The sequence below is a fragment of the Streptomyces sp. NPDC017940 genome, from assembly GCF_044328435.1.
GTDB lineage: Bacteria > Actinomycetota > Actinomycetes > Streptomycetales > Streptomycetaceae > Streptomyces.
The window spans coordinates 922,959-936,619 of record NZ_JBIRHJ010000003.1 but is presented as its reverse complement, the minus strand read 5'-3'; the positions used below and the strand labels follow the sequence as shown (position 1 = coordinate 936,619).

At 73.9% G+C, this 13,661-nt stretch carries 12 protein-coding genes and 1 pseudogene; 6 read left to right on the top strand and 7 right to left on the bottom strand.

Annotated features, from left to right (window positions below; translation table 11 throughout):
• Positions 1–227: 227 nt before the first annotated feature.
• Positions 228–1,556 (top strand): dicarboxylate/amino acid:cation symporter, encoded by a 1,329-nt coding sequence (locus tag ACH4DX_RS14230; protein ID WP_398155209.1) that lies wholly within the window; start codon positions 228–230, stop codon positions 1,554–1,556.
• Between the two features lie 106 nt (positions 1,557–1,662).
• On the opposite strand, the gene ACH4DX_RS14225 is transcribed toward ACH4DX_RS14230, so the two are convergent.
• Complete coding sequence (locus ACH4DX_RS14225) at positions 1,663–1,908, bottom strand: chaplin (RefSeq protein WP_398122223.1); 246 nt, start codon at positions 1,906–1,908, stop codon at positions 1,663–1,665.
• A 376-nt stretch (positions 1,909–2,284) separates the two neighbouring features.
• Between ACH4DX_RS14225 and ACH4DX_RS14220 the strand changes: the two genes are divergently transcribed.
• Positions 2,285–2,902 carry a TetR/AcrR family transcriptional regulator gene (locus tag ACH4DX_RS14220; protein ID WP_398122276.1) on the top strand — a complete coding sequence of 206 codons (618 nt, stop codon included), beginning with the start codon at positions 2,285–2,287 and terminating at the stop codon, positions 2,900–2,902.
• Between the two features lie 20 nt (positions 2,903–2,922).
• Here ACH4DX_RS14220 and ACH4DX_RS14215 read toward each other — a convergent pair whose 3' ends face one another.
• Together ACH4DX_RS14215 and ACH4DX_RS14210 are read right to left on the bottom strand one after the other, a co-directional pair.
• Positions 2,923–3,870 carry a MaoC/PaaZ C-terminal domain-containing protein gene (locus ACH4DX_RS14215; protein WP_398155208.1) on the bottom strand — a complete coding sequence of 316 codons (948 nt, stop codon included), beginning with the start codon at positions 3,868–3,870 and terminating at the stop codon, positions 2,923–2,925.
• Positions 3,871–4,045: 175 nt separating this feature from the next.
• A complete protein-coding gene (locus ACH4DX_RS14210; RefSeq protein WP_398155207.1) occupies positions 4,046–5,350 on the bottom strand; it encodes a 3-oxoacyl-ACP reductase in 1,305 nt (434 codons plus the stop codon).
• Between the two features lie 239 nt (positions 5,351–5,589).
• On the opposite strand from ACH4DX_RS14210, the gene ACH4DX_RS14205 reads away from it, so the two are divergent.
• Positions 5,590–7,200 (top strand): alpha/beta hydrolase, encoded by a 1,611-nt coding sequence (locus ACH4DX_RS14205; protein WP_398155206.1) that lies wholly within the window; start codon positions 5,590–5,592, stop codon positions 7,198–7,200.
• Between the two features lie 6 nt (positions 7,201–7,206).
• On the opposite strand, the gene ACH4DX_RS14200 is transcribed toward ACH4DX_RS14205, so the two are convergent.
• Positions 7,207–8,106: a helix-turn-helix domain-containing protein gene (locus tag ACH4DX_RS14200; protein WP_398155205.1), complete on the bottom strand. Its 900-nt coding sequence runs from the start codon at positions 8,104–8,106 to the stop codon at positions 7,207–7,209.
• A gap of 163 nt (positions 8,107–8,269) precedes the next feature.
• Between ACH4DX_RS14200 and ACH4DX_RS14195 the strand changes: the two genes are divergently transcribed.
• Positions 8,270–9,721, top strand: a complete 1,452-nt coding sequence (locus tag ACH4DX_RS14195) for an MFS transporter (protein ID WP_398155204.1) — start codon at positions 8,270–8,272, stop codon at positions 9,719–9,721.
• Positions 9,722–9,800: 79 nt separating this feature from the next.
• Here the strand turns inward: ACH4DX_RS14195 and ACH4DX_RS14190 are convergent, their stop codons facing one another.
• Both ACH4DX_RS14190 and ACH4DX_RS14185 read right to left on the bottom strand, forming a co-directional pair.
• A complete protein-coding gene (locus tag ACH4DX_RS14190) occupies positions 9,801–10,994 on the bottom strand; it encodes a lipase family protein (protein ID WP_398155203.1) in 1,194 nt (397 codons plus the stop codon).
• 79 nt (positions 10,995–11,073) lie between these two features.
• Positions 11,074–12,198: an AraC family transcriptional regulator ligand-binding domain-containing protein gene (locus tag ACH4DX_RS14185; protein WP_398155202.1), complete on the bottom strand. Its 1,125-nt coding sequence runs from the start codon at positions 12,196–12,198 to the stop codon at positions 11,074–11,076.
• Here ACH4DX_RS14185 and ACH4DX_RS14180 point away from each other — a divergent pair.
• Positions 12,169–13,023: pseudogene (locus tag ACH4DX_RS14180) on the top strand (AMP-binding protein); the annotation flags it as partial. The gene ACH4DX_RS14185 and the pseudogene ACH4DX_RS14180 overlap by 30 nt on opposite strands.
• A 58-nt stretch (positions 13,024–13,081) precedes the next feature.
• Here the strand turns inward: ACH4DX_RS14180 and ACH4DX_RS14175 are convergent.
• The gene (locus ACH4DX_RS14175; RefSeq protein WP_398155286.1) at positions 13,082–13,351 is read right to left on the bottom strand and encodes a hypothetical protein; all 270 of its coding nucleotides are present in this window, start codon (positions 13,349–13,351) and stop codon (positions 13,082–13,084) included.
• Positions 13,352–13,492: 141 nt separating this feature from the next.
• Between ACH4DX_RS14175 and ACH4DX_RS14170 the strand changes: the two genes are divergently transcribed.
• On the top strand, positions 13,493–13,648 hold the full coding sequence (locus ACH4DX_RS14170) for a hypothetical protein (RefSeq protein WP_398155285.1): 156 nt from the start codon (positions 13,493–13,495) through the stop codon (positions 13,646–13,648).
• Positions 13,649–13,661: the final 13 nt, after the last annotated feature.

Genomic DNA, 13,661 nt, shown 5'->3' with positions numbered 1-13,661 from the left:
ATGTACTCAAAGTTCAAGTGTTAATGTATTCGACATGAAGACAGCAGCCGCGCACCGCACAGCCATGGGCACTCTGCTCGTGGCGCGCCTGCATGTCGATCTCTGCCGCTGCGTGTCCGCGGCCTGTCGCCGCGTCTGAGTTCCCCGATCAGACCCAGCAGCGGTGCCCGTCGGCCCTTCGCGGTCGCCGCTCCCACACGTTTCCCGTCATCACCCGGAGTGTGTCCGTGTCCGCGAATTCCGCGTCCCCCGCCGAGCCCGAGTCCAGGTTCCGGATACCGAAGTTCCTCAAGATCCCCTTCTGGGCCCAGATCCTCGGCGGTCTCGTCCTCGGCGTGCTCCTCGGCTGGCTCGCCCGCAGCCAGGACATCAGCTGGCTTGTCACCACCCTCTCGAAGGTCGGTGACACCTTCATCGGCCTGCTCAAGCTGGCCGTGGCGCCGCTGGTGTTCTTCGCGATCCTGATCTCCATCACCAACCTGCGGAAGGTCAACAACGCCGCGAGGCTGGCCACCCGCACACTGCTCTGGTTCATGATCACCTCGCTGATCGCGGTCGCGATCGGCCTGGTCATCGGCCTGGTCACCAACCCCGGCGCCGGTACGGGACTGACGCCGAAGGACGGCGCCAAGCCCGAGCACACGGGCTCCTGGATCGACTTCCTCACGGGCATCATCCCGACCGACGTGATCACGCCGTTCACCGAGCTGAACGTCCTCCAGATCGTCTTCATGGCGGCCGTCGCCGGTGTCGCCATCCTCAAGATCGGCGACGAGAAGGCCAAGCCGATCCTGGACCTCAGCGAGGCCGTCCTCGAACTGCTCCAGAAGGCCCTGTGGTGGGTCATCAAGCTGTCCCCGATCGGCACCGTCGGCCTCATCGGCTTCGCCATCGCCGACTACGGCTGGAACCTGATCAGCAAGTACGCGACGTTCACCGCCGACATCTACATCGGCTGCGCCCTGGTGCTCTTCGGCGTCTACCCGCTGCTGCTCGCCACCGTCGCCAAGCTCAACCCGTGGCAGTTCTTCAAGGGCGCCTGGCCCGCCATCCAGCTGGCGTTCGTCTCGCGCTCCTCGGTGGGCACCATGCCGCTCACGCAGAAGGTCACCGAGCGCCTCGGCGTGCCGAAGGAGTACACCTCCTTCGCGGTGCCGTTCGGCGCCACCACCAAGATGGACGGCTGCGCCGCGATCTACCCGGCGATCGCCGCGATCTTCGTCGCGCAGATCTTCGACGTACAGATGGGCGTCAAGGAGTACCTGCTCATCGCGTTCGTCTCGGTCGTCGGCTCCGCCGCCACGGCCGGTCTGACCGGCGCGACGGTCATGCTGACGCTGACCCTCTCCACGCTCGGCCTGCCCATGGAGGGCGTCGGCCTGCTCCTGGCCATCGACCCCGTCCTGGACATGATGCGCACCGCCACCAACGTGGCCGGGCAGGTCGTCGCGCCGCTGATCGTGGCCGCGCGGGAGAACATCCTCGACCGCGAGGCGTACGACAACGCCACCGCGTCGCCGGTGGACGAGCCGGGCGTGGCCCCCGCCGCCGCCTGACCGCCCCGGACAACGCCCGACGGCCCCGGCCGTACGGCTGACGGCCCCTCCGCGTCATCGCGGAGGGGCCGGTCTCATGGGGTGTGCCGGGAGATGCCCGGGCCGGTCACTGGTCGTTCTTGCACTGGTTGTCGGTCGCCGGGTTGAGAAGTCCGACGACGTCGACGGTGGTGCCGCAGAGGTTCACACCGAGGTCGACGGGGACCTGCACCGCGTTGCCGGAGATCACGCCGGGGGAGTTCGCGACCTGGGCGTCGGCTTCGGGCTCGGGGTTCGCTGCCGCGGCGCCGGCACCGCCGATGACGACGGTCGCGGCGAGGGCCGCTGCGGCGAAGAACGCGCGCTTGCGCATGGGCTTACCTCCTGATGAGGGAAAGTCGAACGGTTTCGAGCCTCGTCGGGGCGCCCGCACGGGGAAACAGCAGTGCTCTGTTCGGCCCAGGGGACCCGCTCGTCCGGGGGGATCCGCGGCGTGGAGGTTTCGTGGCGGCCGGTGATGGCCGGGTGATCGCCGGGTGACCTACGGGCGGGGCGGGGCTCGCCGTACGCTGACCGGTGGACGGTCGGTGCGGAAGGCGGGGGCCGGAGTGGCGGATGTGAAGGCGGTGAGGGCTGCGAAGCCGAAGAAGGCTGCGAAGCCCAACAAGGCTGTGAAGCCCAAGAAGGGAGCGAGGGCGGGGAAGACGGCGGAGGTGCAGGGCGGGGACACCACGGTGCGGCAGAAGCGGATGCCGCGTGCCGTGCGGGAGCGGCAGATGCTCGACGCGGCGGTGCGCACCTTCGGGCAGCGGGGCTACCGCGCCGCGTCCATGGACGAGATCGCGGAGCTCGCCGGGGTCTCCAAGCCGCTCGTGTATCTGTATCTGAACTCCAAGGAGGACCTGTTCACGGCCTGCATCCGGCGTGAGGCCGCAGCCCTCGTCGAGGCCGTCCGTGAGGCCGTGACCCCGGACGCGCCCGCCGACCGCCAGCTCTGGGACGGACTGCGGGCGTTCTTCGCGCACACCGCCGAGCACCCGGACGCCTGGGCGGTGCTGCACAGCCAGGCCCGCACCGTCGGTGAGCCCTTCGCCGCCGAGGTCAACGTCATGCGCGAGGAGATCGTCACCTTCGTGACCGTGCTCATCGCCGCGGCCGCGCGGGCCGCCCACCACGACGCCTCGCTGCCCGACCGGGAGGTCGCGGGGCTCGCCCACGCGCTCGTGGGCGCGGCCGAGTCGCTCGCGGGCTGGGCCAACACCGAGGCGTCCGTGTCCGCGCACCAGGCGGCGGCGACGCTGATGAACTTCGCGTGGGCGGGCCTCGGCGACCTGATGGAGGGACGTCCCTGGTCACCGCCCCGGTAGGCCGTCCCTGGCATTCCTTCTCACCGCCCCGGCAGGCGGTGCGGCTCCGGGGCCGGCGGGGCCCCGTCGGGCTCCCGCGGCGGGCCCTGCCGCACCGCGCCCGTCAGGTGCACCAGGGCCCCGGGTCCGCGCAGTGCGAAGGTGTCGCCCGCGGCCGCGTACATCACCGAGCAGGGAAGCAGCACCGGCGACCGGAACTCCGCGCTCACGTGGAGCGCCGAGCCGCTCCCGCCGTCCGCCCGGGGCCCCGTGTCGCGCTGGTGCTCGGCGACGCAGCGCGCGAACGTCCACATGCCGTGGGCGATGGCGCGGGGGAAGCCGAAGAGGCGGGCGGTGAGCGGGTGCAGATGGATGGGGTTACGGTCCCCCGACACGGCGGCGTAGCGCCGGCCGAGGTCGCCGGGCAGCCGCCACTGCGCGTGCGCGGGCGCGCCGGGCGGCGGGTCGGGGGTGGGGCCGGGGCCGGGCCGCCCGCCCCGCTCGGCCGCGGACGGCTCCGCCGTACGGTGCCGGGACAGGTAGGTGCTGCGGGACTCCCACACGGGCGTGCCGTCGACGCTCGCGAGGGTGACGACCGTCGCCTCGGTGCCCCGCCGGTGGGGTGCCAACGCCTGCGCGTACGTGGTGAGTTCCAGGTCGTCCGCGGGCAGCAGGGCGCGGTGCTGCACGATCTCCACGGACGTGTGCACGAGCCCGAGCAGCGGCAGCGGGAAGTCCCGGCCCGCCATCAGCCGCATGGCCCCCGGGAACGCCAGGACGTGCGGGTACGTCACCGGCAGCGGCTCGCCCCCGCCCGCGCCGCCGCCCCGCCCGGCCGCGAACCCGCACAGCCTCTCGTACGCGGCGAGCCGCTCCACATCGGCCCGCACCCGCGCCGTGACGGCCCCGGGCAGCGGAGCGTCGGAGCGGGCCCGCTTGAACGCGGACAGGGCTGCTCCCCGGAGCAGGGTGAGCGCGAGCGAGGTCATGACGGACCCTTCTGGTCACTGGGCGTTCGGGGCGACTGGGGCGGTAAGGACGGGTCCGGCGAGTTCGGTGGGGGAAAGGGTGGGTGGGTGGTGGGAAAAGCACGCCGCGAGGCGGCGGGAAGTCCGACGGGACGGAGAGGCACAGGTTCAGGGGGGCCGCGGAACAGCCGGAGGCTCACGCGCCCAGCAGACTCTGCCCGCACACGCGGAGGACCTGGCCGTTGACGGCGCCGGTCGCGAGCCACGCCGCCGCCTCCGCGACATCCACGGGAAGCCCGCCCTGCCCCAGGGAGTTCATGCGCCGCCCGGCCTCGCGGACGAACAGCGGGACCGCCGCCGTCATCCGGGTCTCGATGAAGCCGGGCGCGACGGCGTTCACCGTCACGCCGTACTCGGCGAGCGCCCGGGGCGCGAGGGAGCGTACGAAGCCGACGACGCCCGCCTTGGCGGCGGCGTAGTTCGTCTGGCCCGCGTTCCCGGCGATGCCCGCGATGGACGCCGTGGCCACGACCCGGCCGCCGCGGCGCAGCGTGCCGGACTTCAGCAGGAAGTCCGTGGTGCGCAGCACGCTCGCGAGGTTCACCTCGACGACCGAACTCCAGCGGTCGGCGGCCATGTCGGCGAACCGCCGGTCCCGGGTGATGCCCGCGTTGTGCACGAGGACGCCGAGCCCGTCGGGCAGCGCGGCGGCGATCCGCTCGCCCGCGTCGTCCGCGGTGATGTCCAGGGGCAGCGCCGTGCCCTGGACGCGCGCGGCGACGCCGCCGAGTTCGGGCGCGGCGGACGGCACGTCGAGGACGACGACGTGGGCGCCGTCGCGGGCCAGGACCTCGGCGACGGCGGCGCCGATGCCGCGGGCCGCTCCGGTGACGAGGGCGGTGCGGCCCGCGAGCGGTCGTCCGGTGTCCGCCGTGTCCTCGTCGAGGTCGACGTCGATGACCTGCCCGTTCACGTACGCCGACTTCGGGGAGAGCAGGAAGCGCAGGGTGGCCTCGGCGGCGCGCGCCGACGGCGCGCGGACCAGCTGGACCGTTCTGCCGCGGCCCGTCTCCTTGCCGAGGGAGCGCACGAACCCCTCGAGGGCCTGCTGGGCGGCGGCCTGGTGGTGGTCGGCGGGGGAGAGGGGCGCGCCCAGGACCACCACGCGCCCGCAGGGGGCTATGGACCGGACGACGGGGTGCAGCGCGGCGTGCACGTCGGCGAGGGCGGTGACCGTGGCGACGCCGGTCGCGTCCAGGACGACGGCGCAGGGACGGCGGCCGCCGAGGGGCCCGCTGTGCGGGGGCAGGCCGGTGCGGGTGAGCGCCTCGTGCAGGCCGGGGAGGGGGATGTCGCCCGCGGTCAACAGGAGGAGCGGGCCTTCCAGGGCCGGGCGCCCCGGCGACCAGCGGTGCAGGGCGACGGGCTGGGGGAGGCCGAGCCTGCGGGCGAGGAAGCGGCCGGGGCCGGTGCGGGTGAAGGTCGCGTAGCGGTCGGCCATGGTCCTGCTCCCGGCGAACTCGTGCTGAATTTACTTCGGAGTAAGGTTACTTGGGAGTCAGGGGGGCGGTCGAGGGGGCGGACGGGGAAGATCAAGGGAGCGCGGGGTACACGTACCGGCGCATGCCTCGGGTGGGCGCCCGTCAGTGGCCGGTCACGCACCGTGATGACCTGAACGGGCGAGGAGGCCGGGGGGCGCCTAGGGTGACCGGAGGGGACCCGCACCTCTTGGAGGTCGCCGTGCGCAGCACATCCGCGCTCACCGCAGCCACAGCCACAGCCGCGACCCTGGCACTGGCCCTGACGGCTCTGCCCGCGACAGCCGCTCCGGCAGCCCCGTCAGCCCCGTCAGCACCGACGGCGCCGTCCGCCGCACCCGCGCCGCCGGAACCGGCGAAGCCGGACCTCGGGCGCTTCTACGCACAGAAGATCAAGTGGGTCGCCTGCAAGCCCGATGTGCAGAACCTGCCCGAGGACGTGACCAAGGACAAGGACGTCGGCTGCGGCAAGGTCACCGTCCCGCTGGACTACGCGCACCCCGGCCGCGCCACCCTCGACCTCGCGCTCATGAGGGTGCGGGCGAGCGGCGACAAGCGCGGGTCGCTCCTGGTGAACTTCGGCGGGCCCGGCGGCGCGGGCGTCTCGGGGCTCGCGGGCTCCAAGAAGGACTTCGGCTATGTCGGCAAGGGGTACGACGTCGTGGGCTTCGACCCGCGCGGGGTGGGCCTGAGCGAGCCCGTGAGCTGCGGCGGCCGGCCGGACCCCGGCGACGGCACGGGGGACGGCGACGACGACCCTGCGGTGCTCCTGGAGCAACTGCGCGAGGAGGCCGCGCGGTGCGCTAAGGAGTCGGGCCCCGTCCTCCAGCACATGGGCACCGTGAACGTCTCCAGGGACCTGGACGTCATGCGGCAGGCGCTCGGCGACAAGAAGCTCAACTACCTGGGCTTCTCGTACGGCACCCGGCTCGGGGCGGTGTACACCTCGCAGTTCCCGAAGAAGGTCGGCCGGATGGTGCTCGACGGCGTGGACACCCTCACCGAGAACGTCGAGGAGCAGGGCCTCGTCGGCGCGGAGGGGCGCCAGACCGCGCTCGACAACTTCCTGCTGTGGTGCACCAAGAACGCCGGCTGCGTGTTCGGCGAGGACTCCCGTGCCGCCCGGCGGACCATGGTGAAGATCGTCGAGGATCTGGACGCGTACCCCCTGCGGGCCATGGACGGCCAGGAGTTCACGGGCCAGGACGTGGTGAGCGTCCTCGGCACCGCGCTCTACAGCAGGCAGGCCTGGCCCGCTCTCTCCCAGGCGCTCGGCGGGCTGCTCGCGGACGGCGACCCGCGTGCGCTGCTGCGGATGGGCGGCGCCATGGGCGAGCGGCCGCAGGCACCGCGGGGCGCGCGCACCGCGGTGCCCGAGGACAACGCCGATGCCGCGCTCATGGCGGTGAACTGCGCGGACGATCCGGACCGGCCGGACGCGAAGCGGGTGGAGCGGGAGGTCGGCCGCATCCAGCGGGAGTTCGAGGAGGCCTCGCCGGTCTTCGGCAAGTCGATGCTGACGCCCGTGCTCCTGTGCTTCGGGCGGCCCGCGGGCACCGACTACATCCGCAACGACGTACGCGACGTGGACACCCCGAAGTTCCTGCTCGTCGGCACGCGCGGCGACCCCGCGACGCCCTACCGCTGGACGGAGGAGACCGCGAAGCGGCTCGGGTCCTCCGCCGTCGTCCTCGACAACAAGGGCGACGGGCACACCGGCTACTTCGGTTCGAAGTGCGTGCAGGCCAAGGTGGACGCGTTCCTGCTGTACAAGGAGCTGCCGAAGAACGGCAGTTCGTGCGCCGCCGAGTGACGGCCGTCAGCCTCGCGACGCCGTGAGGACGTCGTCCCGCGGTGCCGAACGGGCCGCCGTGTCCAGGCTCAGCATCGCCGTCTCGTCCGCGCTGCCCGGCTCCGCCTGGTACGTGATCAGGCGCTGGCCCGCGGTACGTGCGAGGCGCATCACCTCGTACGTGAGGGTCATCGATCCCGCCTTGGGGTGCGCGAAGGTCTTCACGCCGCCGCCGCGCTCACGGACCTCGTACCGGTCCCAGAGGCGGGCGAACTCCGGGGACTTCAGGCACAGCTCGCCGACCAGGGCGGCCAGCTGCGGCGAGTCCGGGTCCCGGCCGCCGACCGCGCGCAGATGGGCCACCGAACTGGCGACGGTCTCCTCCCACGGCACGTACAGCTCGCGGCCCACGGGGTGCAGGAACAAATAGCGGGTGATGTTGCGCTGCTCGGCAGGCCAGTCCCACAGGCCCGGCATGAGGCGGCGGCCGGGGACGTTCGCGGCCAGCAGGTGGTTGTGCGGGCTGACCACATAGGCGGGCAGCGGGCGCAGGGCCTCCAGCATCCGCACGACGGAGGGGCGCACCTCGCACTCCGTCGTCGGACGCGGCTCGGTGAGCCGTCCCGAGGCCAGCTCGGCCAGTTCGTGCAGGCGCTCGTGGGCGTCGCCGGAGAGCCGCAGCGCCCGGGCCAGGGCGTCGATCACGGCCGGCGACGGGTTGGTCTCGCGGCCGCGCTCCAGGCGCGTGTAGTAGTCGACGCTCACCCCGGCGAGCGTCGCCAGCTCCTCACGGCGCAGGCCCGGCGTGCGGCGCAGCCCGGTCCCGGCCGGGAGACCGGCCTCCTCGGGGCGGATCTGGGCGCGCCGGGCCCGCAGGTACCGGCCGAGTTCGGTCCCGCCGCGTCCGGGGGGCGTGCCGTTCGTCATGGCTCCAGTGTCCGTGACGCGTGCGGGAAGTGGGGGGCCGTGTCAGGACCAGGAACAGCGCGGTCTGCCGGGCGCGGCCGCGCACGGGGAGCGTGGGTGCCCGGCGGCCGGTGCACGGGCGCCACCCGTCACCCCCCTCCCTCCTCCTGTCGAAGGGCCCGCGATGTCGTCCTCCACCTTGCTGCCGCGGTCACGCACCACCACCCCTGTGCGCGCCCCTGACCCCGGCGCCCCGGGCCCCGTCCCCCGGGACCGGCCCGTCGTCGCCCTCGTCGCCGCCCTGCTCGGCTTCACCGTCATCACCGTCGACGTGTCCGCCGTGAACATCGCGCTGCCCGGCATCAGGGCCGATCTGCACGGCGGGATGACGGGACTCCAGTGGGTCGTCGACGCCTACACCCTGATGTTCGCCGCGCTGATGATCTCCGCGGGGGCGCTCGCGGACCGGGCGGGCGCCCGGCGTGCGTACGCCTGGGGCACCGGCCTGTTCGCCCTGGCCTCGCTGGCGTGCGCGCTCGCGCCGGGCATCGGCACGCTGATCGCCGCGCGGGTGGCGCAGGGCGCGGCCGCCGCCGTCGTCATGCCCGCCTCGCTCGCGCTGATCCGGCAGGCCTACGACGAGCCGCGGCGCCGGGCCCGCGCCATCGCGCTGTGGACGGTGGGCGGTTCGGTGGCGATGGCCGCGGGCCCGGTGCTCGGTGGGGTGCTCTCCGAGACCGTGGGCTGGCGCGCCGTCTTCCTCCTCAATCTGCCCGTCGGTGCCGTGATCCTCGCCCTGCTCACCCGCACCGCGCCCTCCCCGCGCCGCTCCGCCCCGCTCGACGTGCCCGGCCAGCTCACCGCCGTCACCGCCCTCGCCGGGCTCGCGTACGCGGTCATCGAGGGCGGGCACGCGGGGTGGACGGACCCGGGGGTCCTGTCCGCCGCCGCGGTCGCGGTCCTGGCGGCGGTCGCCTTCCGCGCCGCCGAGAAGCGCCACCGTGCGCCCATGGTGCCGCTGCCGATGCTGCGGCAGCGCGAGGTCGGCGTCCCGCTCGCCGTCGGCTTCGCGGTGAACGCCGGCTTCTACGGGGTGGTGTTCCTGCTCGGCCTCTACTGCCAGCAGCTCCTTGGCATGTCGGGGATCGCGACGGGCCTGATGTTCGTGCCGCTCGCCGCGCTCATCACCTCGACGAACCTGGTGTCGCCGCGCATGGCGGAGCGTGTCGGCCGCCGCCCGGTGATCGTGACCGGGCAGCTCGTCCTCGCCGTGGCCATGTTCGCCCTGCTGCCCCTCGGCGCGGACACGCCCCTGTGGCTCGTCCTGCTGCTCCTCGTCCCGACCGGCATCGGCGGGGCCCTCGCCGTGCCCGCGCTGACGGCCCTCCTGATGGACGCCGTCCCCGGCCACCGCGCGGGCACCGCGTCCGGCCTCCTCAACTCCCTGCGCCAGACGGGCGGGGCGCTGTCGGTGGCCCTGTTCGGCGCCCTGATCGGGGGCTCCGGGGGCTCCGGTGCCGACGGCTTCGCGGTGGGCGGCATGCGGCAGGGGCTCGTGGTGGTGGGCGCGACGCTCCTGGCCACGGCGGGTCTCTCGGTGTGGCTGCTGCCGCGGCGTGGGGGCCGGGCGTCGTGAGCCCGGCCCCCGGTAGGCGGGCGGGGGCCCGCGCCGGCGCCCCCCGGCCCGGGCGCGACCGCACGCCCCGGCCAGGGCGCTAGCAGTTGCCGCGCACCGGCTTGTCCGCGAACCGGTTCGCCAGCCACTGCGCGGCCAGGGGCGACTGGGTGATGACGCCGCTCACATGCTCGCCGAGCGGGACGGTGTGCCACTCCACGTTCGCGCCCCGCGCGCACCAGTCCGTGCGGACCTGCCTGCCGACGCCGTACGGGATCAGCTCGTCGGCCAGCGCGTGGTAGAGGTACACCGGCGCGTCGGGAGCGCGCGTGCCGACCTGGGACTCCCGCAGGCGCTGCTGCCAGTCGGCCCGTTCGAGGGGGTTCTCGGTCGTCACGTCGCGGATCTTCTTGAACGAGCCGAGCACCGCGCCGTCCGCCACGCAGCTGTCGCGCAGCGCACCGATCAGGCTCCTGCCCGTGGCGTTCAGATACGACTCGAGCCGCAGCTCCGGGAACGCCGCGTTCTGCCCGATGGCCGCCATGAAGACGAGCCCCGAGCCGTGGCCGCCGTCGTTGAAGTCGGCCACCTTCCTCAGGTCGCCGGGCACACCGCCGGTCGCCGTGCCCTTGACGTCGAGGTCGGGAGCGTACGAGCCGTGCAGCTCCGCGGCCCAGGACGAGGCCTGGCCGCCCTGCGAGTAGCCCATGATGCCCACCGGCGAGTCCTTCGAGAGCCCCGCGCCGGGCAACCGGACCGCGGCTCGGGCGGCGTCGAGGACCGCGTGCCCCGCGGCCCTGCCCACCGTGTACGTGTGGTCCCCGGGGGTGCCGAGACCCTCGTAGTCGGTCACGGCGACCGCCCAGCCGCGCAGGGTGAGCTGTCGGATGAGGTTGGCCTCCGGCGTGGTGCCCCGGGGGAAGCCCGCGCTCGGCGCGCAGTGGTCGCCGACGCCGACCGTGCCCACGGCGTAGGTGACCAGCGGGCGCGGCCCGGTGCGGCCGTCCTGGGGCACGATGACGGTGCCGGAGACGGTGTTCGGGGTGCCCTTCGCCGTGGTGGAGCGGTAGTGGATCTTCCAGGCCCTGGTGTGGGTGGGCTGGCCGGGCAGCGGGTGGAAGGCGCTCGGCTCGGAGCTGACGATGTCGCCCGGCGCGGCGGCCGCGGCCTGCGAGCGTGCGGGGCCACCGGCGGCCGCGGCGGCGTCGGCGTGCGCGGCGGTCGTCAGGGTCGCGGCCGACAGGCCCGCGGCGGCCAGCAGGGCGACCGCTCTGAAGCTCGTGCGCATCTGCATGCGGCTCTCCCGGCGGAACGTGGGGGATGGGAGGACGACCGTAGTGACTGGCGAGTAAGGACGGGGCTGACGCGAACGCTCAGCTTTGTTGGCCTGGGGCACCAGCGACACCCGCGGGGGAGGCCCCGCGCATGCCGTCGGCCCCCGGTCCTGCGGCTCCGGGTCCTTCGGCTCTCGGCCCTTCGGCTCCCGGTCCTTCGGCTCCCGCTCCTTCGGCCCGGTACGCGCCGGGTGTCGTTCCCGTCCAGCGCCTGAACGCCCGGTGGAACGCCGTGTCCTCGGAGAACCCGAGCCGCGCCGCGAGGCGTGCGATCGGCTCCCGCCCCTCGGCGAGCCCGGCGATCGCCGCGTCCCGCCGCACCGCGTCCTTCAGCTGTTGGTACGAGGTGGACTCCTGGGCGAGCCGCCGCCGCAGCGTCGCCGGGCTCACCGCGAGCCGCGCCGCGATCTCGCCGAGCGAGGGCAGCCGCGGCGAGGTCCGCAGCGCCACCGCGAGGGCCCGCCGCACCTGTTCGGCGACCGTCGTCCCGTAGTCGCGGCGCGAGAGCAGGTCGAACGGCGCCCGGCGCAGCATCGCCGAGAGCGCGTCCTCGTCCCGCACCAGCGGCGCGGCCAGCCAGTGCGCGTCGAGCCCGACCCCGGTGCGCTGAGCGCCGAAGCGGACAGGGCAGCCGAAGAGCAGCTCGTACTCGTCCTGGTGCGGGGGTGGCGGATGCCCGAAGTCCGCCCAGCGCAGCGCGATCCTGCGGCCGATCAGCCAGCTGCACAGCCGGTGCCAGATGATGACCAGGCACTCGGCGAGGAAGAAGTCCTGGTCGAGGTCGTTGCGTACGGTGAAGACGACGCCGTCGGGCGTCTGCGTCAGGGCGAGGTCGGGGCCGCCGGGGAACAGTCCGTAGAACGTCACGCCACGCTCCATCGCGGCGCCGAGATCACGGCAGCCGAGGGCGGCGTAGCACATCATCGCGAAGGTGCCCGGCCCGCTCCGCGACGAGCCGAGGCCGAGGAACTCGTCCTCCGTCGCCCGGTACAACTCCCGGAACAGGCGCGCGAACTGGGCGGCCGTGATGCGCGCCCGGTCGTCACCGAGGAGCAGCGGCGGTATCTGCGCGGCCTGGAGCAGTGGCACGGTGTCGATGCCCCCGCGCTCGGCACCGCGCAGCACGGCCCGTACATGGTGCACGGTGATCGTCCGCCTGGCCATGACCACGACGTTAGCCGCCGGGGGCGCGGTCAAGAAGAGCGCGCGGCAGGGGAGCCCGGCTCCGGGGTGCCGGGCTCAGGGGGGAGTTCGGCGGCGGGGGGCGCCGGTCGGGTGAGCGCCCCGGCCAGGGGCGCTGACGTTTCGGGTCATCCCGCGCGACCGGGCGCCGTCCCTAGCGTCGTGAGCATGACTCAGACCTCCGCGCCGCCGCCGGCCGCACGGCCGCGGACCCTGTCCGTCCTCACGGAGTGGGCGGCCGACCGCCACGGCGAGCTGCCCGCCCTGCGCTTCCAGCGCGACGACGCCTGGCAGGAGGTCACCTACGAAGGTCTGCGCACCGCCGTACGGGAGGTGGGGCGCGCCCTGCTCGGACTCGGCGTCGAGCGCGGGGACCGGGTGGCGATCCTCGCCGAGACCCGCCCGGAGTGGACGTACGCGCACTTCGGCGCCTTCGCCGCCGGAGCCGTCGTGGTGCCGGTGTATCCGACGGCGGGCGACGACGAGGTGACCTGGGTGCTCGGCGACTCGGGGACCTCGGTGGTGCTCTGCGAGGACGCGGCGCGGGCGGCCGCGGTGGAGCGGCTGCGGGGGAAGCTGCCGGGGCTGCGGCGCGTCGTCGTGATGACGGCAGCGGACGCGTACGCCGCCGCCGGAGCCGTCACGGCCGAGGCACTGGTGGCACGGGCGGAGAGCCGCGCGCCCGAGGACCCCGCGACCATCATCTACACCTCGGGCACCACGGGCCCGCCCAAGGGCTGTGTCCTCACGCACGGCAACGTCGGCGCCGTGCAGGACGCCTCGCTGCCCCTGATCGAGGGCGGGCCCGGCGACGCCACCTACCTCTATCTGCCGCTCGCCCATCTCCTCGCGCAGCTCGTCGAGTTCACCACTCCTTGCCCGCGGTGCCAACATCTTCCCCGGCTATTACGCCGACGAGGCCGCCACCCGCGCCGCCCTCGACGACGAGGGCTGGCTGCACACGGGCGACCTCGGCTCGTTCGACGAGGACGGCTATCTGCGCATCACCGGCCGCAAGAAGGACCTCATCATCACCTCGGGCGGCAAGAACCTCACGCCGTCCCTGACCGAGTTCGCGGTCCAGGCCTCCCGGTTCGTCTCCCGCGCCGTCCTCGTCGGCGACCGGCGGCCCCACCCCGTCGCCCTGATCACCCTCGACGCGGAGGAGGTCGCGGGGTGGGCGGAACGCTCCGGCGTCACCCTCGCCGTCCCCGCGGCGGCCGACCCCCGGGTCCGCGCCCTCGTCCAGGAGGCCGTCGACACGGCGAACGCCCGGGTGTCACGGCCCGCCCGGATCCGTGCCTTCGCGATCCTGGAGGAGGACTTCACGGTGGCGGACGGCCTGCTCACCCCCAGCCTGAAGGTGCGCAGGCGGGCGGTGACGGAGCGGTACGCGGCCCAGGTGCAGCGGCTGTACGAGGACGGTTCGTGAGGCGGCCTCCGGC